Source organism: Nonomuraea jabiensis (genome assembly GCF_014204795.1).
In the GTDB taxonomy this organism is placed as follows: domain Bacteria; phylum Actinomycetota; class Actinomycetes; order Streptosporangiales; family Streptosporangiaceae; genus Nonomuraea; species Nonomuraea jabiensis.
In genome coordinates, this window is the sequence record NZ_JACHMB010000001.1 from 4,178,448 (window position 1) to 4,204,243 (window position 25,796).

The 25,796-nt window shown below is 70.6% G+C and carries 24 protein-coding genes; 9 read left to right on the forward strand and 15 right to left on the reverse strand.

The window, feature by feature from the left end:
- The first annotated feature begins 94 nt into the window (after positions 1 to 94).
- Positions 95 to 823 (forward strand): cytidylyltransferase domain-containing protein, encoded by a 729-nt coding sequence (locus HD596_RS19260; RefSeq protein ID WP_185070741.1) that lies wholly within the window; start codon positions 95 to 97, stop codon positions 821 to 823.
- Positions 820 to 1,794, forward strand: coding sequence for a PseG/SpsG family protein (locus HD596_RS19265; RefSeq protein WP_185070742.1), 975 nt, complete (start codon positions 820 to 822; stop codon positions 1,792 to 1,794). Before HD596_RS19260 ends, HD596_RS19265 begins: the two co-directional genes overlap by 4 nt.
- On the opposite strand, the gene pseI is transcribed toward HD596_RS19265, so the two are convergent.
- Both pseI and pseH read right to left on the reverse strand, forming a co-directional pair.
- The gene (pseI, locus tag HD596_RS19270) at positions 1,775 to 2,818 is read right to left on the reverse strand and encodes a pseudaminic acid synthase (RefSeq protein WP_185070743.1); all 1,044 of its coding nucleotides are present in this window, start codon (positions 2,816 to 2,818) and stop codon (positions 1,775 to 1,777) included. The genes HD596_RS19265 and pseI overlap by 20 nt on opposite strands.
- The gene (gene pseH, locus HD596_RS19275) at positions 2,815 to 3,306 is read right to left on the reverse strand and encodes a UDP-4-amino-4,6-dideoxy-N-acetyl-beta-L-altrosamine N-acetyltransferase (protein WP_185070744.1); all 492 of its coding nucleotides are present in this window, start codon (positions 3,304 to 3,306) and stop codon (positions 2,815 to 2,817) included. The genes pseI and pseH overlap by 4 nt, the downstream gene beginning before the upstream one ends.
- A 147-nt stretch (positions 3,307 to 3,453) precedes the next feature.
- Between pseH and HD596_RS19280 the strand changes: the two genes are divergently transcribed.
- The 3 genes from HD596_RS19280 to HD596_RS19290 are packed head-to-tail and all read left to right on the forward strand — an operon-like array spanning position 3,454 to position 6,836.
- Positions 3,454 to 4,902, forward strand: coding sequence for a glycosyltransferase family 2 protein (locus HD596_RS19280; protein ID WP_185070745.1), 1,449 nt, complete (start codon positions 3,454 to 3,456; stop codon positions 4,900 to 4,902).
- Between the two features lie 48 nt (positions 4,903 to 4,950).
- Positions 4,951 to 5,778 carry a CDP-alcohol phosphatidyltransferase family protein gene (locus HD596_RS19285; protein WP_246554585.1) on the forward strand — a complete coding sequence of 276 codons (828 nt, stop codon included), beginning with the start codon at positions 4,951 to 4,953 and terminating at the stop codon, positions 5,776 to 5,778.
- A gap of 20 nt (positions 5,779 to 5,798) precedes the next feature.
- Positions 5,799 to 6,836 (forward strand): sulfotransferase family protein, encoded by a 1,038-nt coding sequence (locus tag HD596_RS19290; RefSeq protein WP_185070747.1) that lies wholly within the window; start codon positions 5,799 to 5,801, stop codon positions 6,834 to 6,836.
- Positions 6,837 to 6,862: 26 nt separating this feature from the next.
- Here the strand turns inward: HD596_RS19290 and HD596_RS19295 are convergent, their stop codons facing one another.
- From HD596_RS19295 to HD596_RS19330, 8 genes are all read right to left on the reverse strand, one after another.
- On the reverse strand, positions 6,863 to 7,927 hold the full coding sequence (locus HD596_RS19295) for a glycosyltransferase (protein WP_185070748.1): 1,065 nt from the start codon (positions 7,925 to 7,927) through the stop codon (positions 6,863 to 6,865).
- Entirely contained in the window at positions 7,924 to 10,554 is a 2,631-nt protein-coding gene (locus tag HD596_RS19300) for a CDP-glycerol:glycerophosphate glycerophosphotransferase (protein WP_185070749.1), read from the reverse strand. The genes HD596_RS19295 and HD596_RS19300 overlap by 4 nt, the downstream gene beginning before the upstream one ends.
- A 110-nt stretch (positions 10,555 to 10,664) precedes the next feature.
- On the reverse strand, positions 10,665 to 11,375 hold the full coding sequence (locus tag HD596_RS19305; RefSeq protein WP_185070750.1) for an SRPBCC family protein: 711 nt from the start codon (positions 11,373 to 11,375) through the stop codon (positions 10,665 to 10,667).
- Positions 11,376 to 11,458: 83 nt separating this feature from the next.
- Complete coding sequence (locus tag HD596_RS19310; protein WP_185070751.1) at positions 11,459 to 12,313, reverse strand: FAD binding domain-containing protein; 855 nt, start codon at positions 12,311 to 12,313, stop codon at positions 11,459 to 11,461.
- Entirely contained in the window at positions 12,310 to 14,739 is a 2,430-nt protein-coding gene (locus HD596_RS19315) for a xanthine dehydrogenase family protein molybdopterin-binding subunit (protein WP_185070752.1), read from the reverse strand. The genes HD596_RS19310 and HD596_RS19315 overlap by 4 nt, the downstream gene beginning before the upstream one ends.
- On the reverse strand, positions 14,736 to 15,218 hold the full coding sequence (locus HD596_RS19320) for a (2Fe-2S)-binding protein (RefSeq protein WP_185070753.1): 483 nt from the start codon (positions 15,216 to 15,218) through the stop codon (positions 14,736 to 14,738). Before HD596_RS19320 ends, HD596_RS19315 begins: the two co-directional genes overlap by 4 nt.
- A gap of 71 nt (positions 15,219 to 15,289) precedes the next feature.
- Positions 15,290 to 15,493, reverse strand: coding sequence for a hypothetical protein (locus HD596_RS19325; RefSeq protein ID WP_185070754.1), 204 nt, complete (start codon positions 15,491 to 15,493; stop codon positions 15,290 to 15,292).
- Positions 15,483 to 17,054, reverse strand: a complete 1,572-nt coding sequence (locus HD596_RS19330) for a PspC domain-containing protein (RefSeq protein WP_281398258.1) — start codon at positions 17,052 to 17,054, stop codon at positions 15,483 to 15,485. Before HD596_RS19330 ends, HD596_RS19325 begins: the two co-directional genes overlap by 11 nt.
- Positions 17,055 to 17,167: 113 nt before the next feature.
- On the opposite strand from HD596_RS19330, the gene HD596_RS19335 reads away from it, so the two are divergent.
- The 3 genes from HD596_RS19335 (at position 17,168) to HD596_RS19345 (ending at position 20,368) form a co-directional block, all read left to right on the forward strand.
- The gene (locus tag HD596_RS19335; RefSeq protein WP_185070756.1) at positions 17,168 to 18,376 is read left to right on the forward strand and encodes an ATP-binding protein; all 1,209 of its coding nucleotides are present in this window, start codon (positions 17,168 to 17,170) and stop codon (positions 18,374 to 18,376) included.
- Positions 18,373 to 19,005: a response regulator gene (locus HD596_RS19340; RefSeq protein WP_185070757.1), complete on the forward strand. Its 633-nt coding sequence runs from the start codon at positions 18,373 to 18,375 to the stop codon at positions 19,003 to 19,005. The genes HD596_RS19335 and HD596_RS19340 overlap by 4 nt, the downstream gene beginning before the upstream one ends.
- Before the next feature lie 376 nt (positions 19,006 to 19,381).
- Entirely contained in the window at positions 19,382 to 20,368 is a 987-nt protein-coding gene (locus HD596_RS19345; protein ID WP_185070758.1) for a L,D-transpeptidase, read from the forward strand.
- Between the two features lie 67 nt (positions 20,369 to 20,435).
- On the opposite strand, the gene pcrA is transcribed toward HD596_RS19345, so the two are convergent.
- The gene (pcrA, locus tag HD596_RS19350) at positions 20,436 to 22,688 is read right to left on the reverse strand and encodes a DNA helicase PcrA (protein ID WP_446685863.1); all 2,253 of its coding nucleotides are present in this window, start codon (positions 22,686 to 22,688) and stop codon (positions 20,436 to 20,438) included.
- A gap of 95 nt (positions 22,689 to 22,783) precedes the next feature.
- On the opposite strand from pcrA, the gene HD596_RS19355 reads away from it, so the two are divergent.
- The gene (locus tag HD596_RS19355) at positions 22,784 to 23,503 is read left to right on the forward strand and encodes a PIG-L deacetylase family protein (RefSeq protein WP_185070759.1); all 720 of its coding nucleotides are present in this window, start codon (positions 22,784 to 22,786) and stop codon (positions 23,501 to 23,503) included.
- 73 nt (positions 23,504 to 23,576) lie between these two features.
- Here HD596_RS19355 and HD596_RS19360 read toward each other — a convergent pair whose 3' ends face one another.
- The 4 genes from HD596_RS19360 to HD596_RS19375 form a co-directional block, all read right to left on the reverse strand.
- The gene (locus HD596_RS19360) at positions 23,577 to 24,008 is read right to left on the reverse strand and encodes a PIN domain nuclease (protein WP_185070760.1); all 432 of its coding nucleotides are present in this window, start codon (positions 24,006 to 24,008) and stop codon (positions 23,577 to 23,579) included.
- A complete protein-coding gene (locus HD596_RS19365; protein ID WP_185070761.1) occupies positions 24,002 to 24,202 on the reverse strand; it encodes a type II toxin-antitoxin system VapB family antitoxin in 201 nt (66 codons plus the stop codon). The genes HD596_RS19360 and HD596_RS19365 overlap by 7 nt, the downstream gene beginning before the upstream one ends.
- Positions 24,203 to 24,422: 220 nt before the next feature.
- Positions 24,423 to 25,106 carry a CPBP family intramembrane glutamic endopeptidase gene (locus tag HD596_RS19370; RefSeq protein ID WP_185070762.1) on the reverse strand — a complete coding sequence of 228 codons (684 nt, stop codon included), beginning with the start codon at positions 25,104 to 25,106 and terminating at the stop codon, positions 24,423 to 24,425.
- Between the two features lie 337 nt (positions 25,107 to 25,443).
- Entirely contained in the window at positions 25,444 to 25,701 is a 258-nt protein-coding gene (locus HD596_RS19375; RefSeq protein ID WP_185070763.1) for a WhiB family transcriptional regulator, read from the reverse strand.
- Between the last annotated feature and the right edge of the window lie 95 nt (positions 25,702 to 25,796).

Here is a 25,796-nt window from a genome sequence, read left to right on the forward strand (position 1 = left end):
GGGTTCGCGCTTACGCGCAGTAGTCGTTCGAGCAGGGCGGTAGCATAGCGCGATCGATCTGCGACACACGGTCACACGGGGGATTGGGGCATCGGTGCGCATTGTCGGGATTGTTCAGGCACGGATGGGCTCGACACGCCTTCCGGGCAAGGTGCTCCGGGAGCTGGGCGGCCGGTCGGTGCTGGAATGGGTGGTCCGCGCCGCCCGCGAGGCGGGCACGCTCGACGAGCTCGTGGTGGCCACCACGACGGAGCAGGCCGACGACGCGGTGGTGGCCGAGTGCCGCCGCCTCGGCGTGTCGTGGCACCGGGGGCCGGTGGACGACGTGCTGACGAGGTTCATGGAGACGCTGGCCGGGCGGCGGTGGGACGCGATGATGCGGTTCACGGCGGACTGCCCGTTGCTGGACCCGGCCGTGATCAGGGAGGCGGCGCTGGTGTTCCGCGCCGTGCGCGGGCTCGACTACCTGAGCACCGCTCTGACGCGGACTCTGCCGCGCGGGCTCGACGTGGAGATCGTGGGCAGGGGAGCGCTGGAGCGGGCCGACGCCGAGGCCGCCGGGTTCCACCGCACCCACGTGACCTCCTACGTCTACTCGCATCCGGAGGACGCGCGGCTGCTCGGGCTCGCCTACCAGCCGGTCGCCGGCGATTTGCGGGTGACGCTCGACACCGAGGACGACTGGCGGCTCATCTCCCGGGTCGTGGACGGTCTGGGCGACCGGTGCGTGCCGTTCGGGACGCTGGTGAGCTGGCTGCGGGAGCGTCCCGAGGTCTGCGGGCTCAACGCCCATGTCCAGCAGAAGGAGCTCCAGGACGCGTGATCCGGGTCGGCTTCCGGTGCGACGCCGGGGTGCGCAGCGGGGTCGGCCACCTGGTGCGGTGCGTGGCGCTGGCCGAGGAGCTGCGCGGGCGGGGCGTCGAGGTGGTCTTCCTCGGCGAGGTGCGCGGGTCCGCCTGGGCGCGGGCCCAGTTGCGCGAGCGCGGGCTGCCGCTGGTGCCCGCCCCCGAGGGGCCGGCCCGGCTGGCGGCGCTGGGCCGGGAGCTCCGGCTGGACGCCGCGGTCCTCGACTCGTACGACCTGCCGGAGGGGACGGGGGCGGCGCTGCGGGGCGCGGGCCTGACCGTGCTGGCGATCGTGGACGGCGACCCGCTGGGCCAGGAGGCCGATCTCTACCTGGACCAGAACCTCGGCGCGGAGCTTCGCCCCTTTCCCGTGCCCGCCCGCCGCCTGGCCGGGGCGCGTTACGTGCTCCTGCGTGACAGCGTCCGCCGGCTCGGACGGGCACGCTCGGCGGGGCCGGCGGGGGCGCTGCCGCGCGTGCTGTGCTTCTTCGGCGGCACCGACAGCGCCGGCGTCGCCCCCGCCTGGGCGGGGGCGCTCCTGGCGGCCGGGGTGCCGTTCGAGGCGACGGTCGTCAGCCCCACGCCGTTCGAGGCGGGCGGGCCGATCGCCGTGATCCCGCCGACGGACCGGCTGCCCGAGCTCATGGCCGGGGCCGACCTCGTGGTCACCGCCGCCGGCTCGGCCGTCTGGGAGCTGCTCCACCTCGGCGTACCCACCGCCCTGACCTGGGTGGCGGACAACCAGCTCATCGGCTACGAGGAGCTCGTCGGCCGGGGGGTGGCGGCCGGGCTCGGGCGCGCGGCCGACGCCGCGGCCGCCGGCGTGCTCGCCCGCCTGCTCACCGACCCCGCCGCCCGCGAGGAGCACGGGAGGCGGGGCCGTGGCCTCGTGGACGGCAGGGGCAGGGAACGCGTCGCCGACGCGCTCCTTAGATCAGATCCCAGGTGAACGGCGTGCCGTAGGGCACGTCCTTGGTGAACTGGCGCCCCATGACCACCGTGGCCGTGTCCGGGGGCAGGCCGCCCGCGGGCCGGATCGACCGTACGTTGTCCGGGGTCACCAGGTCGCCCTTGCGCACGTCCTGCACCACGTAGAGCGACCGGCGGAACCGCAGCCCCTCGCGCTCCGACGGCCGGGGCCCGATGATCACTTCGCCCAGCGCCAGCCACGCCCGCCGGCTCTCCACCACCAGCGCCGCCAGCTCGTCCGGCTCCAGCGAGAAGGCCGCGTCCACCCCGCCGTCGGCGCGCGACAGGGTGACGTGCTTCTCGATCATGCACGCCCCCAGCGCCACCGCGGCCAGCGGCACCCCGATCCCGGGCGTGTGGTCGGAGAGCCCGACCTCCACGCCGGTGAGCGCGCTCAGCGCCATCAGCGACCGCAGGTTGCTCTCGTCGGGGGAGGCGGGGTAGCTGGCCGTGCAGGACAGCAGGGCCAGCTGGGTGCAGCCCGCCTCCAGCGCGGCGGCCAGCGCGGCGTGGATCTCGCCGAGCGAGGCCATCCCGGTGGAGATGATCACCGGCTTCCCGGTGGCGGCCGCGAGCCTGATCAGCGGCAGGTCCACGATCTCCGACGAAGCGATCTTGTACGCCGGCACCTCCAGCTTCTCCAGGAACTCGACCGCCGTGGGATCGAAGGGCGTGGAGAACGCGGTGAGCCCGTGCTCGCGCGCCCGCTCGAAGATCGGCTGGTGCCACTCCCACGGCGTGTGGGCGCGCTGGAAGAGCCGGTAGAGGCTCTCGCCGCCCCAGAGATCGTGCCCGTCGCCCACGCGGAAGGCGGGCCCGTCGCAGTCGATGGTCAGCGTGTCGGGCCGGTAGGTCTGCAGCTTCACCGCGTGCGCCCCGGCCGCGGCGGCGGCGTCCACGATGGCCAGGGCCCGCTCCAGGCTCCCGTTGTGGTTGCCGGACAGCTCGGCGACGATGAACGGCGGGTCGTTCCGCCCGATCGGCCGCCCCTCGATGGAGATCATGCCTGCTCCTTCACGAGCCGGATGGCCACGACGTCGCGGGACTCGCCGTCGATGTCGCGCAGGTAGGAGCCGACCTCCAGGAAGCCGAACCGCCGGTGCAGCCGCCTGACCGCCTCGTTGCAGGCCAGCACCTCCCCGCGCAGGGTCGTCAGGCCGAGCGTCCCGAAGGCGTGGTCGATCGCCGCCCGCTCCAGGCCGATCCAGGCCCGCAGCAGCTCCCCCGACTGCTCCAGCCCCTCCAGGTCCAGGTAGAAACCCCACGAGGCGCTCTCGGACGACAGGCCGAAGAAGGTCACCACGCCCGCGGGGCTTCCCTCGTGCTCGTAGATCAGTACGCGCTTGCGCGTGTCGGCCCGGGTGGCCTCCCACCACTGGGCGTGCTCGTCCTCGCCGATCTTGTGCGTGGCGAAGCTGGCCGCTCGTACGCGTGGATGGTTGCGCCATCGCCGCATGGACGGCAGGTCTTTGTCCTCGACGCTTCTCAGCACCGCTCCCCCTACTATTGGTGTCCAATCAATTGCTCAACGTAGCCGATTATGCGTCCGGTAAAGAGCTGATCAGGGACACGGAATCCGCGGAGTGGTCAAGGCATGCTGCCCTCGAACCCACATCCCGAGAGCCAAGGAGCACATCGGATGATCCCCCTGCTCAGCGTGGTCGTCCCGATCTACAACGTCGAGCCGTACATCACGGAATGCCTGAAGTCGCTGGCCGCCCAGACCCTGGACGACCTCGAGGTCATCCTCGTCAACGACGGCTCCGGCGACGGCAGCCGGCGCGTCGCCGCCGACTTCGTCGCGCGGGACGGCCGCTTCGTCCTCATCGACCAGCGCGACAACCTGGGGCCGGGTCCCGCGCGCAACGTGGGGATCCGGCAGGCCCGCGGCACCTACCTCGCCTTCGCCGACAGCGACGACGTCGTGCCGCCGGAGGCGTACGCGCGGCTCGTCGGCACGCTCGCGGAGACCGGCTCCGACCTGGCGTGCGGCGCGGTGGCGCGGCTCGTGGACGGCGTGCTGGAGGAGTCGACCCTGCACGAGAAGGCGTTCAGGCGGCCGGAGCTGTGCACCCACATCACCGACAAGCAGGTGCTGGTCAGGGACCGTACGGTGTGGAACAAGGTCTACCGGCGCGACTTCTGGGAGCGCAACGCGCTGGCCTTCCCCGCCGGCATCTACGAGGACGTGCCCGTCGCCATGCAGGCGCACGTCCTGGCGGGCAGCGTCGACATGGTCGGCGACGTGGTCTACCACTGGCGCAAGCGGGACGCGGGGGAGACCTCGATCACCCAGCGCCGGGCCGAGCTGCCCAACCTCTGGGACCGGCTGGCCGCCATCCGCGCGGTCCGCTCCTTCCTCGACGAGCGCGCGCCCGAGCTGCTCGACGGCTTCGACGCGCTCGTGCTGGAGAAGGACATCGTCTTCCTGTTCCAGGCGCTGGAGGGGAGCGACGAGCCGGGGGCGCTGCTGGAGCTGGCCGACGCGTGGCTGGCCTCGCTGAGCCCGAAGGCGCTGGCCACCGCGCCGTCCCTGCGCCGCCTGGAGCTGCACCTGCTCAGGCGCGGCCTGGTGGCCGAGCTGCGCAAGGTGCGCGAGTTCCGGCGCACCTGCGAGGACGGCACCCGCATCGTGCCGCGCGGGCTGCGCGTCACCAACTGGTACGGCGACTATCCCTTCTTCCGCAAGCGCCGCCGGCTCCGGATCCCCGACGAGGTGTTCGACGCCCGCGACGAGCTCAAGCTGGTCGCCAGGGTCGAGGAGTGCGCGTGGACCGGGTCCGAATACCGCCTGCGCGGGCAGGTGGCGATCCACCGGGTCGAGCGCAGGGTCGGCAAGGTCAGCCTGTGGCTCAGCGACGGCCGTCGCCGGGTGCCGCTGGAGGTGCGGCGCGCCGGCCGCCACGGCGTCTGCGCGTCCTTCGACCCCAAGCGGCTCGAAGGCGGAGGGCCGACCTGGCGCCTCATGGTGCGCGCCGAGACCCGCGGCCTCGTGCTCAAGGGCTGGTTCAGGGACGGGGACGCGAACTCCGCGTGGCGGTTTTCCGTGCCGGGTTGGTCAAGAAGCGGCATGGACATCACCCAGTAGTTCCAGAGAGTAATCGATCAGGCGCGCCGCGTGGTCATGCTGGAGTCCATGAGGACCTATTCGCTCGATGACGTCTTCGAGACACGCAAGCGGAGAGATTCCTGGTGGACCGTCTATTTCGTGGACCCGGTCGCCTGCCGGGTCGCCCTTCCCATCGCCAACCACACCCGGCTGACACCCAACGCCCTCACCGTGCTCTCGCTGGTCCTCGGTGCGGTGTCGGCCACCTGTTTCGCCCTGAACCACCACGTAGCGGGCGCCGTGGTCTTCTATCTCAGCTTCATGATCGACTGCGTGGACGGCAAAATCGCCCGGCTGAAGGGCACGGGCACGCCGTTCGGCCTCTGGCTCGACTACGTGGGGGACCGGGTCAGGGTGGTCCTGTGTGCCGGGGGGCTGGCATACGGGCAGTACGCCCTCACCTCGGACGTGCGCTACGTCGTGCTCGGGGCGGCGGTGGCCGTACTGGACCTCTTCCGGTACGTCAACGCGCCGCAGATGAAGCGCGTCCGCGAGGCCGTCAGGGAGGAGCGGGGGGAGCGCGGGCCGGAGCCCGAGTCCGATGAGGACATCGACTCTCTCGAGCGGGTGGCGCTCGTCCCGAGGGCACGCCGTCCGCGCAGCTTCCCCAGGCGGTTCAACAGGTTCCTGGCCCGGCACCGGGTCCGCTCTCACCTGATCAGCGGTATCGAGTTTCACGCGGCGGTGTTCGTGGTCGCGCCCCTTGCGGGGGCATGGGCGCTGATCCCGCTCGCCGCGGCGGCCGGGGTGCTGCTGCTGGTCAACGAGGTCTTCCTTGTCTACCGGATGTGGCGCTTCACGCGCAGGCACGGCGTGCCCTCCTCTCAGGAGAGCCGAGAGCACGTTCTCGTCTAGTTTTCGGGGGTTACTACGAAATGTCCGACCGGCCAGTCTTCGTCATTGGATGTCCGCGGTCCGGCACCACGATGCTCCAGCTCATGCTCCACTCGCACCCCCGCATGGCGGTGCCGCCGGAGACGCGGTTCCTCATTCCCGCCTACTTTCGCCGCCGGACGTGGGGCGACCTGCGGATCGTCGCCCGCCGCCGCGCGCTGGCGCAGTGGATCGCGACCGACCGCAGCACGAAGTTCCGCGAGCTCAAGATCGACAAGGACGACTTCGTCAGGCAGGCCGTGGAGGGGCCCGGCTCGCTGGGATCGGTGATCGGGACGGCCTTCCGCATGTACGCCGACCGGTTCGACAAGGTCCGCTGGGGCGACAAGCGGCCCAGCTACGTCAAGCAGGTCGACCTGCTGCTCAGGCTCTTCCCCGACGCCCAGTTCATCCACCTCATCAGGGACGGCCGCGACTGCGTGGCCTCGCTGAAGGAGATGCCCTGGTACACGCTGGACTCCTTCCACGCGGTCTCCACCTGGGCCGAGGCCATCGACGCGGGCGGCCGGCTCAAGCGCACGCTGGGCGAGGACACCTACTACGAGCTGCGGTACGAGGACCTCACCGACGACCCGATGACCGAGCTGAAGAAGCTCTGCCACTTCCTCGACGAGGAGTTCTCGGCCTCGATGATCTCCCCGCGCGAGGCGGCCAGCGTGGCGGTGCCCCAGCACAAGGTCTGGCACAGCAACACGCACGGCGAGGTCATCCGCACCCGCGTCGGGAGCTGGGCCAACCGGCTGGACGACTGGGAGATCGCGCTGTGCGAGCACATGCTCGGCGACCGCCTGGAGTCCATGGGCTACGAGCTGACCGGCGCGCCCAAGCCGGCCAAGGAGCACGTGACGGCCTGCCAGAAGACCATGCAGAAGCGCAAGGCCAGCCGCATGCGCAAGCAGATGCGCGACCGGTTCAACCGGCTGCGCGAGCCGAGCCCCGTGGCCGCGATGCTCACCGAGCGCCAGCGGTCCCTGGCGGGCGTGCCGCAGCAGCGTACGGAGCTGACCGAGCCCGTCTAGCGCCGCGACGGCCCTGGTCAGCCCGTCTAGCGCCGGATGTGGGCGAACAGCCGCTCCCAGCCGTCGAGCACGTGGTCGAGGCGGAACGCCTCGGCCCGTGCGCGGGCGCCGGCCCCCAGCCGCCGCCGCTCCTCCCGGGAGGCGACCAGCCCGCCCAGCGCGGCCGCGAACGCGTCCACGTCCCCCGGCGGCACCAGCAAGGACCCGGCGGAGCGCACGCCGCCCGACACGTCGAACGCCACCGACGGCACCCCGTGCGCGGCCGACTCCAGCAGCACGACGGGTAGCCCCTCGTGCCCGCTGGTCAGGCCCAGGACGGAAGCGTTCAGGTATTCGGCGGGCATCCGGTCGCTCGGCACCAGCCCCTTGAAGACCACGCGGTCGCCGACGCCCTCCCCGCGCGCGTGCTCGCGCAGCCGGTCCAGCTCGGTGCCGTCGCCGATCAGGTGGAGCTCCCACGGGGGCGGTGCGCCCGAGCGGGCGAACGCGCTGATCAGCCGGTCGAACCGCTTGACCCCTTCCAGCCGGCCCACGCCGAGGACGCGGGGCGCGTCGAGCGCGGACAGCTCCGCCGGCCAGTGGGCCAGGGGGTTCGGCAGGGCCCAGGCGTTGGGCAGCAGCGCGTGCTCGGAGAAGAGCCGGGCGTCGTCCTCGCTGAGGAAGACCGCCTGGTCGAGCCCGGGGTAGTGCCGCTTGATGGAGCCGAGGTGCCAGCAGCCGCGGGCGTGGTCGTACGAGCCGTGATACTGCCCGATCCGCCGGAACGCCGCGGGCAGCAGCCCCGCCATCCGGGCCACCACGGCCGGGGAGGTCATGACGGCGTAGCCGGGTCTGATGTCCCCGAGCAGCTTCCTGAGCCGCCGGCCGGCTCTCCTGCCTGCGAGGAGGCCCCGCGACTCCATCGGCCGCCGGCTGATCACGTGGTGGTGGTAGAGCGGGCGGTCCACGTACCGGAACGGCGTCGCCGCCCGGTGCAGCCCGATCACGTGCACCTCGTGGCCGCGCCCGGCCAGTCCCTGGGCGAGGGTGTGCGTCACCCGCTGGACGCCGCCGAGCGTGTCGGCGTCCACGCAGGCGAAGACGACGCTCATCGCGCACCTTCGAAGAAGTCGTCCACGATCCTGGCGGCCGCGTCGCCCCGCTCGTCGGCGCACCACAGGTCGCGGAAGGCCGCGTACCGGCCGGCGTAGGCGGCGTGCAGGCCGGGCAGCCGCCTGAGCGCGTCCACCAGCTCGGCGGTGGTCGTCACGCACGGGCCCGGCGCGATGGCGGGCAGGTCGTGGTAAACGCCGCGCTCGGCCAGCCGGTAGTCGTCCCAGTCGTCGATGTAGAACAGCATCGGCTTGCCGGTGAGCGCGTAGTCGCACATCACCGAGGAGTAGTCCGTCAGCAGCGCGTCCGAGGCCAGCATCAGGTCGTTGATCTCGGGGTACGAGCCGGCGGACCGGACGAAGTGCTTGAGGTGCTCGGGCGGGCTGTAGCGCTCGACCGGGTGCGTACGCAGGATCACCACCCACTCGCGGGCCAGCTCGTCGGCCAGCAGCTCCAGATCCACCCGTACGGACTGGCCGCTGCCCTTGGCGTGATCCCTGTACGTAGGCGCATAAAGCAGGATTTTTCGCCCGGGTGGGATCTCCAGCCGCTCCCGCACGTGATCGGCCGGCTCGGCCCGTACCAGCGCGTCGCACCGCGGCGTCCCGCACCGGTAGACCTTCCCCGCATAGCCGTTGGACGGCAGGAACACCCGCGAGAACTCGGCGCTCGGCGAGACCAGCGCGTCCCACCGCGCGACCGCCGCCCGCCACTGCGCCCGCGGACCGTCGAAGTCGGTACGCAGGTCGGGCGCGTCGAACCCGATCGACTTGATCCCCTGCCCGTGCCAGGTCTGCAGGTAGCGGGTGCCGTGCGGCTTCGGGTAGTCCAGCGGGAACCCGTGGCTGTCCACCCAGATCCCGGCCCTGGCCATCGTCCAGACGTAGGCCCAGCTCCCGCGCCGGACGAGCCGCGCGTCGGGCGGGAAGTTCCGGCGGCCCCTGGCCACCGACCAGACCACGTCGATCGGCAGGTCGCGGCGGCGCAGTTCCTCGTAGATGGCCCGGGGGCTGCCGCTGTAGCCCTTGCCGACGTCGGACTCGAACAGGGCGAGGTTCTGCCGGGGCGGCACCACCTTGATGAGCAGCTTGTAGGCCCGCAGCTTGTTCGCCGGCGTGTTGAGCCGGCTCATCAGGGCCCGCTTGACCCGCCGCAGCGCCGAGCGGGTGACGGAGTCGGGGCGTACGCACAGGTACGCGGCGTACCCCTCGGCCTTGACCGTGCACCCCGGCAGCTCGACCGGCCGCAGCCGCGGGTCGGCGAGGATGCGGTCGGCCGTGGTGTGCCCGTCGGAGGTCCTGGTGAAGACGATGCGCGGCTCGCACCTGCCCGTGGGCCTGCAGACGACGTCGGTGACGTACCCTCCGCCGCCGGACGGCTGCGGCTTTATCGGGATTTTTAGGGATCCGAGCGCCAAGTGCGCCGTCCAGCCCAGCGGCAGCGCCCCGAACGGGTCGTACGTGCGTATGGTCATCCGCACCCGGTCGCCGTCCGGGATGATCTCTGTCAGCTCGTGCCGCAGCCTGGACTCGGAGAAGGGCAGCTCGGCCAGCCGCAGCTTCGTGATGTCCATGCCGGGCGAGACCGTCGTCCCCCAGTACGTGCGCCCGTTCAGCCGCACCGCCGACCGCGGGGCGGCCCTCGGCCCGGTCAGCGAGGCCGCGGCCACCCGCAGGTCCTCGGCCCGGTCGTCGAGGATGAGCTGGCAGCAGACCCGGTCCAGCGGCTCCAGCTCCTCCAGCACCCAGCGGGGCATCTCCTCCAGGTACGGCCGGACCACCGCGGCGAACTCCTTGATCCACACCAGCTCCCGCGCCGGCAGCGGGTTGAGATAGACCCGCAGGTCCTGGCGCACGAACCGGCGCTGCCGCTGGGGCACCAGGTCCCCGGCCCCCTGGGCGCGCAGGACGTCGTCGCTCCGCCGGGCCGCGATGACCCGCTGCCGCACGTTCTCCAGGTCGTCGACGCCCAGCGAGATCGAGTCGTTCGTCGCCGCCCGGTGCCAGAGGTAGACCGTCCACGGCACGATCGCGAACCTGCGCGAGAGCGCGTACAGCCCGGTCGAGAAGACGTGGTCCTCGTAATGGATGTCCTCGGGGAAGCGCAGCGCGTGGTCCCGCAGCCAGCCGACGTCGTAGAGCTTGTTCGTGCTGAAGCAGTCGAGGAACAGGTCGGGCTCCTGGCGGATCCCCGCCACCACCCTCCGCCTGGCGAACAGCCCGGGATAGTACGGTCTCAGCCGCCCGCTCGACTCGAACAGCCGCGAGATCTGCCCCGACACGAAGTCGGCCCCGGTCCGCTCGATCTCGGTGAGCAGGCTCTTGCAGGCGTGCCGGGGCAGCTCGTCGTCGCTGTCGAGGAACATCACGTACGGCGAGGCCGCGGCGTCGAGCCCGTCGTTCCTGGGCGCGCCGCAGCCCCCGCTGTTGACCTGCCTGCGCAGGTAGAGCACGCGCGGATCGCTGTCCATGAGCCGGGCGGCCACCTCCGGCGTGCCGTCCGTGCTCGCGTCGTCCACGATGATCACTTCGAGGTCGCGCAGGGACTGCCCGAGCACCGAACGCACGGCCCTGGGCAGGCGGGCCGCGTCGTTGTAGGAGATCACGACCACCGTGCAGTCCGGCATCCCACGTCCCCCCGCTGGTCCAACCACCTGCGGAAATGGGACTTCCCCCAGCTCGGGCGAAGTGTCCGGACTTGATGGAGTATTTGCTGAAAATCAGCCCTTCAAGGCGATCAGCGCCGCAGCCGGCGGATCACCCACACGATCACCAGCAGCGCCACGAGCGCGCCCGCGACGGGCGCCAGGCGCTTCACCAGCGGCTGCCCGGCGATCTCCAGCAGGTCCAGCGCCTCCTCGTCGGCCGTGCGGGAGGTGCGGGTCGTGCCCGCGGGACGCGACTCCGGCTCTGGCGGCGCCGGCACCGCGGTCAGGTGCCGCTCTTCCTCGTGCCGCTCTTCTTCTGGGCCCGGCGCGGGAGTGACCTGCTCCACCGTGGGCTCGGACAGCAGGTCGGCCAAGTTGGCCGCGAACTTCTCGATGAGCCTGCCGCCGACCTCGGCCATCACGCCGCGCCCGAACTGGGCGGGCCGGCCGGTCACGTTGAACGACGTCTCCACGGTCACCTTCGTGGCCTCCTCGACCGGCGCCAACCGGGCCTTGACCGTGGCCGAGGCCGTGCCGGAGCCCCGGGCCTCCTTGCCGGACGCCTGGATGGTGAGCGTGTAGGAGTCCTTGTCGACGTCCTCGAACCTGGCCGAGCCCTTGTAGGTCACCACGATCGGGCCGACCTTGACCTTCATCCGGCCGGTGAACTCGTCACCCTCGAAGATGTCCAGCGTCGCCCCCGGCAGGCAGGGCGCGACCCGTTCGACGTCGAGCAGCACCGCCCACGCCTGCTCGACCGGAACTGGAACAGTGAATTCGTGCTCGAACCGCATCGCCATCGATCCGCTCCTTTTCCCGCTGGTTGCGACACTACGTCGAGGCGGGGGCGCCCCGGAAGAGGCGCCCCCGCTGACCTGGGTGGTCAGGGAGCTCCGGCCGCCGTGCGTACCGCGCGGTGGGTCAGGACCCTGGCCAGATGCCGCCGGTAGTCGGGCTGTGCGTGCAGGTCGGACGGCGGCGAGGTGCCGGCCGCCGCCTCCTCGCACGCCTGGCGCACCTGGTCGCCCAGCTCCACGCCCTCCAGGGCGGACTCGGCGGCGTGGGCGCGCAGCGGCGTCGAGCCCATGTTCGTCAGCCCGATCCTGGCCTCGGCGATCGACCCGTTGGAGCGCCTGACGGCGGCGGCCACGCCGACGATCGCCCACGCCTGGGCGGTCCGATGGAACTTCTCGTAGTGGAAGCCCCAGCCCGCCCCCAGCTTCGGGAGCTTCACCCCGGCCAGGATCTCGCCGGGACCCAACGACGACTCCCAGTAGTCGACGAAGAACTCGGCGGCCGGGATCTCCCGCTCACCCTCCTGCGACCTGGCCACGAACACGCCGTCCAGCGCCAGCACCACGGCCGGCAGGTCGCCCGCCGGGTCCGCGTGGGCCAGCGAGCCGCCGAACGTGCCGAGGTGCCTGATCGCCGGATCCGCCACCTGGGCGGTCGCCAGCGCGACCAGCGGGCAGTCGGCCCGGACGACGCCGGAGTGCAGGACCTCGTCGTGCGTGGTCATCGCGCCGATGAAGACGTGGTCGCCGCGGTCGTGCACGCCCTTCAGCTCGGGCAGCCGGCCGACGTCGACCAGCTTCGACGGGTACGCCATCCGCAGCCGCATCAGCGGCAGCAGCGACTGCCCGCCCGCCAGGACCTTGGCGTCCTCGTCGGAGGCGAGCTCCTGGCAGGCCTCGGCCAGCGAACCCGGCCGCACGTAGTCGAACTGCGCGGGGATCATCGCCGTGCTCCTTCCAGCGTCCGATCCTGCGGCGCCCGATCCTGTAGGGCCCTCCAGACGCGTTCGGGCGTGCACGGCATCTGCACGTCGCGGATGCCGCGCGGGCGTAGCGCGTCCACGACGGCGTTCACGACGGCCGGGGTCGAGGCGATCGTGCCCGCCTCGCCCACCCCCTTGACGCCCAGCGGGTTGCTGGTCGCCGGCGACTCGGTCCGGTCGAGCTGGAACGCCGGCAGGTCCGCCGCCGACGGCAGCAGGTAGTCGGCCATCGTCGTGGTCAGCAGGTTGCCCTCGGCGTCGTAGACGGCCTCCTCGAACAGCGCCTGCGCGATGCCCTGCGCGATGCCGCCGTGTACCTGGCCCTCGACGATCAGCGGGTTGACGACCTTGCCGACGTCGTCGACCGCCACGTACGAGCGGATCTTCACCATGCCCGTCTCGGTGTCCACCTCCACCGCGCACAGGTGGGTGCCGTGCGGGAAGGAGTAGTTCTCCGGGTCGAACGTGGCGTCGGAGTCGAGCCGCGCCTCCACGCCCTCCGGCAGGTCGTGCGCCGTGAACGCGGCGTAGGCCAGCTCCTGGATGGTCTTCTGCGCGTCCGTGCCCCGTACCTTGAACGCCCCGGCCGCGTACTCCAGGTCGTCGGGCGAGCACTCCAGCACGTGCGCGGCGAGGCGGCGGGCCTTGTCCTTGACCTTCTCGCACGCCTTCAGCACGGCGATGCCGCCGACGACGAGCGAGCGCGAGCCGTAGGTGTCCATGCCCTTGTGCGCGATGGCCGTGTCACCGTGCAGCACCGTGACGTCGTCGAACGGCACGCCGAGCGCGTCGGCCGCGATCTGGCTCCACGACGTCACGTGGCCCTGCCCGTGCGGCGAGGTGCCGGTGATGACCTCGACCTTGCCCGTGGGCAGCATGCGCACCGAGCCGTGCTCCCAGCCGCCGGCGCCGTAGTTCGCCTCGCCGAGCATCCTGGACGGGGCCAGCCCGCACATCTCCGTGTACGTGCTGACGCCGATGCCGAGCTGCACCGGGTCGCCCCGGTCACGCCGGTCGGCCTGCTCCGCGCGCAGCTTGTCGTAGCCGAACAGGGCCAGCGCCTTGTCCGTGGCCGCCTCGTAGTTGCCCGAGTCGTACGTCAGGCCGGAAATGGTGGTGTACGGGAACTCGTCGTGCTTGATCCAGTTGCGCCGGCGCACCTCCACCGGGTCCAGCTTCAGCTCGGCGGCCAGCTCGTCCATCACCCGCTCGATGCCGAACGTGGCCTCGGGCCGCCCCGCGCCCCGGTAGGCGTCCGTGGGCATCTTGGTGGTGAACACGCCCGTGCAGCCGAACTCGTACGCGTCCATCTTGTAGATCGCGTTGAACATCGACGCGCCGAGCAGCGGGATGCCCGGCGTGACCAGCATCAGGTACGCGCCCATGTCGGCCAGCAGGTCGACCTGCAGCCCGCGGATGCGCCCGTCGGCCTCGGCGGCCAGCCGGATGTGCTGGATCTGGTCGCGGCCGTGGTGCACGGTCAGGTTGCCCTCGGAGCGGGACTCGGTCCACTTGACCGGCCTGCCGAGCTTGCGGGCGAGCAGCAGGCAGAGCACCTCTTCCGCGGTGACCTGCAGCTTCGAGCCGAACCCGCCGCCCACGTCGGGCGCGATCACGCGGATCTTGTGCTCGGGGATGCCGGTCACCACGGCCAGCATGACCCGCAGGACGTGGGGGATCTGCGTGGCCGACCAGATCGTGAACGCGTCGCCGTCGGTGTCGGCCAGGACCGCCCGCGGCTCCATCGCGCTCGGGATGAGCCGCTGCTGGATGTAGGTCCGGTCGATGACGACGGGGGCGTCCCTGAACGCGGCCTCGATGTCACCGGAGTTGATCTTCACGCTGAACGCCTTGTTGCCCGCCTCGTGCACCTTCGGGCTGCCGTCCGTCAGCGCGTCGTTCATGTCGAGGACCGCGGGCAGCTGCTCGTACTCGACGTCGATGGCCTCGAGCGCGTCGGCGGCGCGGTAGCGGTCGGTCGCGATCACGCAGGCCACGGCCTCGCCGACGTACCTGACCTCGGACACCGCCATCGGCGGGTGGTCGGGGATGACGATGTCCTCGCTCACCGGCCACGCGCACGGCAGGCTGCCCTGCTCGGCGGCGAAGTCCTGGCCGCTGAAGGCCGCCACGACCCCGGGCAGCTCGCGCGCGCCCGAGACGTCGACCCTGGTGATCCGGGCGTGCGCCATCGGGCTGCGCAGGAACATCACGTGCAGCAGGCCCGGGCGGGACAGGTTGTCCGTCCACTGCGTGCGCCCCGTGAGGAGCCGTGCGTCCTCCTTGCGCCGGCGCGGCCTGCCCACCTCGGACGTGCCCGCGGGCTCGTTGATCTGATCGCTCTGCTCTATCTGCTCGGCGACCATGCCGGTGTCGATCTCGCTCATGGCGCCGTCACCGCCCGCCCCATCTCCTGCGCGCCCCGGCGCACGGCCTTGACGATGTTGCAGTAGCCGGTGCAGCGGCAGAGATTGCCCTCCAGGCCCTCCCTGATCGCCTCCTCCGAAGGCTCGGGATCCTCCCTGAGCAGGTCTATCGCGGCCATGACCATGCCGGGGGTGCAGTAACCGCACTGCAGCGCGTGTTCTTCGTGGAAGGCCCGCTGCATCGGGTGCATCGACCCGTTGACGCCCAGGCCCTCGATCGTGAGGACCTCGCAGCCGTCGGCCTGCACGGCGAGCACGGAACAGCTCTTGACGCTCTTGCCGTCGAGCATGACCGTGCAGGCGCCGCAGTTGCTGGTGTCACACCCGATGGGGGTGCCGGTCTTGCCCAGCCGCTCTCGTAGCAGATGTACGAGCAGGAGCCGCGGCTCCACGTCCTCCTCGTACTTGATCCCGTCGACGGTGACGGTGATTCGGGGCATACGTCCTCCCTCAGGAGCAGGGGATCGGCGGACACACCCGAACCTACGCCGGTGTCTTTCCCGGTCAAGGGTTACTTACCGCGAACCACCCTGGCGATGATCGCCACCAGCCCCGCGAACGCCAATCCCAGCACCAACACCCCGATCAGGACCAGCGGATCCGTGATCGCGCGTGTCACTATGAGAATGCCCAGAACCACGAAGAGCACACCGCTGAGCAGGGCCATCCAGTCGGTGCGGTGGAGGCGTCGCGGCCTGTCGACCTCACGCGGCACGCCGCACCTCCATGTCGCCGAGCCCGCCCCGCAGGTTGAGGACGATGGTCGAGACCTTGCCGTCCGGCTCGACCTCCGGCTCCAGCACCTTGTCGTACCGCACGTCCACGCCGCCCCTGACCGAATGGTCGAGCTTGATGTCGCCGACCTTGTTCGTGGCGTGCACCTCGATCCTGGCCGTCGGCGGCACGACCACCACCAGCTCGCCCATCGTCACCGCCGCGTTGAACGTCACCTCGGCCCCCGGCGTCAGCTTCAGCTCCGACAGGTCCAGCCGCCCGTCGCCGACGCCGACGTCGTACAGGATGCTCGACTGGGTCACGCTGGTCGGCGTCCAGTCCGACTCGCCGATGTTCCTGGGCACGCCCCCGAGCACGAAACCCAGGGCCACGACGACCGCCACCAGCGTCCCCGCGGCCACCAGCCCGGCTCCGCGGCCCCACCAGGCGGCGACCAGCAGCCCGGCGCCGATCGTGATGAGCAGGGCGCCGCCGACGATGGTCGGGCTCACTCCGGCGGCCGACCTGGCTTGGACCGCCACGACGATCCCTCCAATGATGATTGCCAGCAGGATGGTGATGGCGCCGATGAACGACTTCGGGCGCGGCTTCCGTTCCTTCTTGGGGACCGGACGGCCGTACAGGACGGGGTCGTACGGCGAGTAGCCTGCTGCCCGCTTGGCCGGGTCGAGCGGCTGGTAGGGGCCCTTCGGCGCGAACGGCTCGCCGTAGGGGGAGTAGTCGGCGCGGGTTCTGGGCTGCGGCTGGTACGAGGGGACGCGGTGCTCGGCGGTGACCTTGGTGTCCTCACCGGTGGGCGCCGGCGGCACGGCCTCGTGCATCCGGGTCGGCGGCTCCGGCCCCCGCTCCTCACCGACCTCCCGAGCCGTCTCCGCTTCCTGGACCGGCTCCGCTTCCTGGACCGTCTCCGCTTCCTGGACCGGTTTTGGAACGGCCGGCTCCTTGACCGGCGGTGGCGCCGCGGCGGGCGTGGCGACCGGGGGTGGCGCCGGCCGTGCTCCCTCCGGGGAAGGCATGGACGCGACCGGCGAGGGCCCTGCCGGGGGCGTGGGCCTGACCGGCGGGGCCTCGGTGGCAGCACTCGTCTGCCTCCTGCTCAACCGTTCGGGCATCGAACGGGCCAGCCCCAGCAGGTCCACCCCGCTGGAGTGGGCGGCGAGCAGCGAGACGGCGAGCAGCACGGCCACCACCAGGGTGCCGGTGTCGAGCCACACCGTCGCCAGGTTGAGCGCCAGCCCGAACGCCATCACCGCCGTCATCAACGCCATCACGGTTTCGGCGTCGAAGTCCCGGCGCGTCCACTGCTCGATGATCCCCGGCTTGCCGTTCGGCTCCTTCATCAGCAGGAACGCCGCGAGATAGAGGAACAGGCCGATGCCGGAGCCGAGCAGAAGCACGGCGAAACCCACGCGGAACACCACGGGGTCGATGCCGGTGTGCCGCCCGAGACCGGAACAGACACCCATGAGAATGCGCCCCTCGCTGCTACGTTGCAGCGACCGGGGCGGGGCGGCCGGTTCTCTGGGTGGAGCTTCTGTCATGTCACCATCGTGGACCTACGCGTGGTGTGCTCGCATCCGGGACACCCCTGACCCGACCCGGGGGTTGTTCCCTGATGCCCGAAGTGCCCCCGACATGTGACTATGGCGATGTTATGGCTGACCAGAAGACTCTCGCCGAGCCGACCGGCGACGCGCCCTATCGGCGCCTGATGCGCCCCATGGAGGGCCGCCTCCTCGGCGGTGTCGCCCAGGGCCTCGCTACGCAGCTCTCGCTCGATCCCGTGGTGATCAGGCTGATGTTCGTGCTGCTCAGCGTGGTCGACGGGGCCGGCATGGTCGCGTACGCCGTGTTGTGGATGGTCACGCCCCGGCAACCGTACGAGGGGCAGCCGCCGCAGCGGGACTGGAGCCAGCTCGCCGCGTTCAGCGCGATCGGGGTGGCGCTGTTCGCGTTCAGCTGGCTCACGGGGGCGTCCAAGGGCGGGATCGGCATGCTTCCGTTCGCCGTGGGCGGGATCGGGGCGCTGATCCTCTGGCAGCAGGCCGACCCGGAACGCCGCAAGAGCTGGGTCCAGGGCGCTACCACGAGCATCAGGAAGAACCGGGTTCGCACGCTGCTCGGCGTGACGCTCGTGGTGATCGGCGCGGCGGGCTTCCTGTACGCCGAGGGCGAGCTGGCCCAGGCCAGGCCCGGTCTGATGTTCACCGTCGTGGTGGTCGGCGGCCTGGCCGTCATCGCCGCTCCCTGGCTCGCCGGCCTGTGGAAGGAGCTGCAGCTGGAGCGGCGCGAGCGCATCAGGCAGGAGGAACGCGCCGAGGTGGCCGCCATGGTGCACGACTCGGTGCTGCACACGCTCACGCTCATCCAGCGGGTCGCCCACGACCCGCGCGAGGTCACCCGGCTGGCCCGCTCCCAGGAGCGCGACCTGCGCAACTGGCTCTACCAGCCCGCCCAGGACGCCGACGCCACCGTGGCGGCCGCCGTACGCCGGATCGCGGCGGAGGAGGAGGATGCCCACGGGGTGCCCATCGAGGTCGTCTGCGTGGGGGACATCGCCCTCGACCCGGCGGGTAAGCTGGCCGCCCAGCTCAAGGCGGCCCGGCAGGCGATGGTCAACGCGGCCAAATACTCTGAGAGTCCGGCCATTTCCGTCTATGCCGAAGTAGAGGGTGAAGAGGTCACGATTTTCGTGAAGGATCGTGGCAAGGGGTTCGACCTCGACGCGGTGCCACTCGACAGGATGGGCATCAGGGAGTCCATCATCGGGAGAATGGAACGCCACGGAGGCACGGCCCGGGTACGCACCTCCGTCGGTGAGGGCACGGAAGTGATGTTGACCATGAAGGTGGAGAAGGCATGACGCGCGTGTTGATCGTCGACGATCACCGGCTGTTCCGCTCCGGCGTACGCGCCGAGCTGGGCGACTCGATCGAGGTGGTGGGCGAGGCCGAGGACGTGGAGACGGCCGTCAAGGCGATCGCCGAGCACCAGCCCGACGTGGTCCTGCTGGACGTGCACATGCCGGGCGGCGGGGGCCAGGAGGTGCTGCGCCGGGTCCTGGGCGCGGGCTCCCAGGTGCGCTTCCTCGCCCTGTCGGTCTCGGACGCCGCCGAGGACGTCATCGGCGTGATCCGGGGCGGGGCGCGGGGCTACGTGACCAAGAACATCAGCGGCAAGGAGCTGACGGACGCCATCCGCCGGGTGGCGGAGGGGGACGCGGTCTTCTCGCCCCGGCTGGCCGGGTTCGTCCTGGACGCCTTCGCCTCGTCGGAGGCGCCGTCCATCGATCCCGAGCTGGACTCCCTGACGCAGCGGGAGCGCGAGGTGCTGCGCCTGATCGCGCGGGGGTACGCGTACAAGGAGATCGCCAAGGAGCTCTTCATCTCCGTCAAGACCGTGGAAACCCACGTCTCGTCGGTCCTGCGCAAGCTCCAACTCTCCAACCGCCACGAACTCTCCCGCTGGGCCACCGCCCGCCGCCTCGTCTAACCCACCCACCCCACCAACTACCCACCCAGCGCCTCCACTCCACTCACCCCAGCGCCGCACCTCATCTCACCCAGCGCCGCACCCGACCCAGCGCCCCACCCCATCGACCGCTCCACCCCCACTCCCTCCGCCCCTCACCGGGCAGCCCTTCACCTCTCCACCACCGCTGCCCCGCGCCCGTCGCCACGCCCACCGCCGTGCCGCGCTGTCCGCCCGTCCCGTACACCGCGTCGCGCGCGGGTTCCCCGAGGGGCAGGAGTTCATCCGTGCCAGGTTTGGAACGTTACGGGATAGTTATCGTGGATACGCCCACAAAACTCCCGCCTCAGTTGTCACACATTAAGGAGAAAAAGCACATAGCCCAGGAGTAGCCCCCTTGAATCGCGTCCCCCGGATGCTGCCGGCCCTGGTCGCATTGGCCGCCATGACGGCCTGTGCGGCGGAGAGCGGCCACGTTGTTCCGCAAACGCAGCAAGCCTCGGTGGTCCGGGCCGCCGGCGCGGCGAGCGTCACGGCCCCGGTGCAGGTCACCGACCCGGCTAAGCCGGAAAAGAAGGTCAAGCTCGATATAGCCGACATAACCCCGATGGGGGAGAAGTCGGAGAAGGTAGGCGTCGGCTTCCCGATCATCGTCACGTTCGACCGCGACGTGAAGGACCGGGCGGCCGTGGAGGCGCTGCTCGAGGTGGAGGCGGAGAAGCCGGTCGACGGCGCCTGGCGCTGGGTGTCGGCGCGCAAGGTCATCTACCGGACGAAGACGTACTGGAAGCCTCACCAGAAGGTCCTCTTCACCGCCCGCCTGTCGCAGCTCCCCGGCAACACCGGCACCAAGGACGTCTCCCGCCGCTTCGCCGTCGGCGCGTCGCACATCTCCGTGGTCAACACCCGCAACCACCAGATGAAGGTCTACCGCGACGGCAAGCTGGCCAAGAAGATCCCGATCAGCGCAGGCAGGGGCGGGCTGATCAAGAACGGTGTGGACGTCTACCTCACCACCAGCGGCGTCCACCTCACCATGGGCAAGAAGGCCGTGGAGACCATGACCTCCTCCTGGATGGGCGTGACGGATCCCAAGGACCCGCGCTACTACAAGGAGGAGATCCCGTGGGCGGTCCGCATCTCCGACAGCGGTGAGTACGTCCACCAGAGCGCCGGCTACTACCAGTTCCTCGGCCGCTCGAACCAGAGCCACGGCTGCGTGCGGGCCACCCCCGCCGGGGCCAAGTGGTTCTACGGCATCGCCCAGCGCGGCGACGTCGTCAAGATCACCGGTACGAAGCGCAAGCTGCAGTGGAACAACGGCTGGAGCTACTGGCAGCTGAACTGGACCCAGTGGAAGAAGGGCAGCGCCCTGAAGGGCTGACCCCGTAAAGACATCAGGGCCGCCCCCCATGACCAGGGAGGGCGGCCCTCCGGCCGTCAGGGGCCGGTCAGAGCTTGTCGATGGGCGCGTACGCCAGCAGCAGCGTCTTCTCCCCGCCACTGCCGAAGTCGATCTTGACCTTGGTCTTCTCCGCCACCCCGTCCACGGACACCACCGTGCCCAGCCCGAACGCGTCATGCGTCACCCGGTCACCGGGCGCCAGCGAAGGCACCTTCCGCCCGCCGCTCTTGGCGGGCGCGGGGCGGGCGGCGGGCTCCTTGCGGGTGGCCGCGCTCCAGGCGGACTTCTCCGGATCCGTACGCCAGTCGATGAGCTGCCCCGGCACCTCGTTCACGAACCGCGAGGCCGGGTTGAACGACGGCGCCCCCCAGGAGCTGCGCACGGCCGCCCGCGTGATGTAGAGCCGCTGCTGCGCCCTGGTGATCCCCACGTACGCCAGCCGCCGCTCCTCCTCCAGCTCCTTGGGCTCCCCGAGCGAGCGGATGTGCGGGAACACCCCGTCCTCCATGGCCGTCAGGAAGACGACGGGGAACTCCAGCCCCTTGGCCGTGTGCAGGGTCATCAGCGTGACGACCCCCTGCCCGCCGTCGGCCTCGGGGATCTGGTCGGCGTCGGCCACGAGCGACACCTGCTCCAGGAACTCCACCAGCGTCCCCTCCGGATTGGCCTCCTCGAACTCGGAGGCGACGGAGATGAGCTCGTTGAGGTTTTCCAGGCGCGACTCGTCCTGCGGGTCCTCCGACGCCTCCAGCTCGGCGCGGTAGCCGGTGGCCACCAGCACCTCCTCGGCCAGCGCCGACGGCGGCATGCCCGCGGCCTTGGCGATCAGCTCCTCGATCAGCGCGACGAACTCGCGTACCGCGTTGAGCGAACGCGTGGCCATCCCGTACGCCTCGTCGGCCCTGCGCAGCGCGTCCCAGAACGGGATGCGCTCGCGCGACGACAGCGCCTCGATCATCGCCTCGGCGCGGTCGCCGATGCCGCGCTTGGGCACGTTGAGGATGCGGCGCAGCGAGACCACGTCGGCCGGGTTGGCCAGCACCCGCAGGTACGCCAGCAGGTCCTTGACCTCCTTGCGCTCGTAGAAGCGCACGCCCCCGACCACCTTGTACGGCAGCCCGGTGCGGATGAAGATCTCCTCGAACACGCGGGAGGCCGCGTTGGTGCGGTAGAAGACGGCCACCTCGCCCGGCTTGACGCCTTCCTCGTCGCTGAGCCGGTCGACCTCCTGGGCCACGAACATGGCCTCGTCGTGCTCGTTGTCGGCGACATATCCCACGATCTTGGGCCCGTCGCCCTGGTCGGACCAGAGGTTCTTGGGCTTGCGCGACTCGTTGCGCGCGATGACCGCGTTGGCGGCGGCCAGGATGTTCTGGGTGGAGCGGTAGTTCTGCTCCAGCAGGATGGTGCGCGCGTCGGGGTAGTCGCGCTCGAACTCCAGGATGTTGCGGATCGTCGCGCCGCGGAAGGCGTAGATGGACTGGTCGGCGTCGCCCACCACGCACAGCTCGGACATGTCGGCGCCCGTCCGGACCAGCTCGCCGTCGGTCGTGCGCAGCTCGGGGTGCCCGACCAGCTCCCTGATCAGGATGTATTGGGCGTGGTTGGTGTCCTGGTACTCGTCGACCAGCACGTGCCTGAACCGCATCCGGTAGTGCTCGGCCACCTCGGGGAAGAGCTGGAACAACGTCACCGTGTTCATGATGATGTCGTCGAAGTCCATCGCGCCGGCCTCGGTCAGCTTGAGCTGATAGGCCTTGTACGCCTCCGCCAGCGTCTTCTCCAGATGCGAGCCCGCCTTGTCGAGCGCGCTCTCGTAGTCGATCAGCTCGTTCTTGAAGTTGCTGACCTGGGCCGAGAAGGAGCGCGGCGGGTAACGCTTGGGATCGAGCTCCATCTCCCTGCAGACCATGGCCATGAGCCGCTGCGAGTCGGCCTGGTCGTAGATCGAGAAGCTCGACGGGAACCCCAGCCGCTTGGCCTCCCGCCGCAGGATGCGCATGCAGGCGCTGTGGAACGTCATCACCCACATCGCCCTGGACCGCGGGCCGACCAGCTTGTCGATGCGCTCCTTCATCTCGCGGGCGGCCTTGTTGGTGAAGGTGATCGCCAGGATCTCGCCCGGGTGCGCCTCACGCTCGGCCAGCAGGTACGCGATGCGATGCGTGAGCACCCGCGTCTTGCCGGAGCCCGCCCCCGCCACGATGAGCAGCGGACTGCCATGATGGATCACGGCCTCGCGCTGCTGAGGGTTGAGGCCGTCGAGCAGAGGGTGGTCAACAGAGACTTGGGTCGGCACCTAACTAGGTTAAGACGCCCCACCGACAATCGGCGCCCGGAATGCCTTCGGCGGGGGGCCGGTTGTCTCTCCGTAGAACATCAGAAAGGGGAGCCATGCTGCCGGAAACCGAGATCAATCGGGTCCTCGTGGTTACCGCCCATCCGGACGACGTCGACTTCGGCGCGGCGGGGAGCGTGGCGCTGTTCGTCGACAAGGGCGTCGAGGTCACGTACCTGCTGGTCACCGATGGCGACGCGGGCGGCAACGAACGCACTCTGGACAACTCCGGCATGGCCGAGCTCCGCAGGACCGAGCAGCGGACCGCCGCCAAGGCGGTCGGCGTCACCGACGTGCGGTTCCTCGGCTACAAGGACGGGCTCGTGGTGCCGTCGATCGAGCTGAGGCGCGACATCTCCCGCGTGATCCGCCAGGTCAGGCCGGACCTGGTCATCACCCACCACCCCGATCGCAACTACCACAACGTCGCCCCCAGCCACCCCGACCACCGGGCGGTGGGCGGCTCCGCCCTGGACGCCGTCTACCCGGACGCCCGCAACCCCTACGCCTTCCCCGAACTGGTGCGGGAAGAGGGCCTGGAGGCGTGGACCGTACGCGAGGTATGGCTGACGGGCGGCTCGACCCCCAACCACTGGGTGGACATCACCGAGGCCATGGACCGCAAGCTCGCGGCCTTGCAGTCACATGTGAGCCAGGTCGCCCACGTGGAGGGCTTCGTCGACTTCCTCAAGACCCGCTTCGCCGCCTGGGCCGACCAGGCCGGCTTCCCCTCGGGCCACTACGCGGAGGCCTTCCAGGTCGTCCCCACGGCCTGACCCTTCCCGGGGCACGGACGGGTCCCCATCCGCATACTCCGGCTTGATGCCGGAGACCACGGGCTGACCCTTCCTAGGGCACGGACCCCGGGGACACGACCCAGAGCGAGGGCTGGCCGGTCACCTCGGAGATGACGTCGAAGTCCCGGTCGTAATGCAGGATCGTCGCCCCGTGCACCTCGGCACAGGCGGCGATCAGCAGATCGGTCGGTCCGACGGCCCGGTGGTGCGATTTGCGCGCGAGGATCGCCTGAACGTCCAGCGCCCGGGCGGCCACCTCCTTCTCATGGATCGACAGGAGGCGGAAGCCCTCGCGCAGGTAGTGGGCGTCGCGCTCGTAGCCCGCCGGGTCACGCGCGCTGAAGAGGACCTCGAGCTGCGTGACCTCGCAGATGGCCAGCATCTTGTCGAGCATGAGCGGCTCGAGTGCGCGGTGGACCGCCGGGTGCGGCATGCGTGCCAGTGCGCTCTTGTCGATGAGGTAGACCACGCCGGTGGCTACCACGCATGCTTCATGATCTCCGGATCCAGCAGATCGGAATTGTCCCGGGTACGCCAGTATTCGAACGCTTCGCGACGCTTTGCCCGTTCGGCGATCTCCTCCAGTGCCGCGTTGACCGTCTCCTTCATGGTCGAAGTCCCCAACTCGTGCTGGGCGACTTCCAGTAGCTCCTTGTCGATGTCGATTACCGTACGCATGCAACACCACCTCCGTGCCTCCATCGTATATCAGAACTACTGATCTTGATATACGCATTTCCCGACCGCGGGAAGCGCGCCCTGGAGACGTTAAAGCATCGAGGTGGGACGTGTATGGAACGCTCCAATCGAAGGTGAAGGATCTTCCTCCTTCGAGCCAGGAATCCTCATCCCCGGCTGATCAAAGACCCACCGGAGTGCCGGAAATGCTCACGTTCCGTCACTTCCGTCTGGCGGCGAGGCGGGCGAAGAGATAGCCGAAGGAATTGGTGGCCAGGTGCAGCATGGCCGGGGTCAGGAGGCCGCCGCGGCGCCGGAGCTCGCAGAACAGCACCCCGGCCGCCGCCGTGGACACCACGCTCCCCGCCACCACCCGGGCCGTGTCCAGGCGGCCCGGGGAATCGGCCGACGTCAGGGCGCCGAGGGCGGGGTTGGCGTGGGCCATGTCGATGGCCGGGAGGATGTGCCAGAGGCCGAACAGGGACGACGAGATCGCCGTGGCGGCCACCGTGCCGTGATCCTTGCGCAGCATCGCGTACAGGGCGCCCCGGAAACCCACCTCCTCCAGCAGGACCGTGCCCAGCGGGACCTGGAGCAGGGCCTCCTCCAGTACGCGGGCGCGCGAGAGCGACAGGGCGCGCTCGTCGCGGAAGAGCTGCCTGGTGCGGGGGTTGGCGATGCCGACGGCGTACACGGCGGCCACCGCGGCCGCCAGCGCGCCTCCCGCCACGGCACCGCGGCGGCCGTGCTCGAACCCGAGCTCCTTCCACGACAGGCCGGACCTGCGGGCCGTCGCCACCAGGGCGGCGGTCGCGGCGGCCGAGGTCAGGGGGGCCAGGCGGGGTATCACCTTGTTGTTCAGGAGGTTGGCTGCGGCGAGGATCGCAATCGAGCGGAGCAACACCCTTGCCAGGCTACGTCGCCCACCCCATCTTCGCCCGCGCCGCCGTCTTCCCCATGCCGCCTGCTTCGCCCGCGCTGCCACGTCGCCCGCGCTGCCACGTCGCCCGCGCTGCCACGTCGCCCGCGCTGCCACGTCGCCCGCGCTGCCACGTCGCCCGCGCCGCCCGCATCGCCGGTGCCGCCCACGTCGCCCGCGCCGCCGTCTTCCCTCATGCCGCTCGCGCCGTCCGCGTCGCTCGCGCCGTCCGCGTCGCTCGCGTCGGCAGCGCCGCCGGCGTCGCCCAGGTCGTCCGCGCTGCCCGCGCCGCAGTTCACTCGTGCGGCCGGTTGGTCCGAAGTCAGGAGGCGGCTGGGCGGCGCCAGCCGCTGGGGAAGCGACTGCGGCGGCGCTCCTCCGGGGTGAGGCCGCCCCAGATGCCCTCCGACTCGCCCGAACGTAACGCGTACGCGCGGCACTCCTCGATGACCTGGCAGCGCGCGCAGACCGCTTTGGCGCGGGCCTCCTGCAAGGGGGTGGGGGCGAGGGGGAAGAAGAGGTCAGGGTCGCTGGATCTGCACGCACCCCTTCGCAGCCAGCCGATCTCCTCCAATGGCATGGGTCAACGGTAGAGCGTGGGCATGATCAGATACATCATCCTCTCGGTTGACCCGCGCATACATCCTGGGGTCTGATCCGCGCCCCTCGTGTACG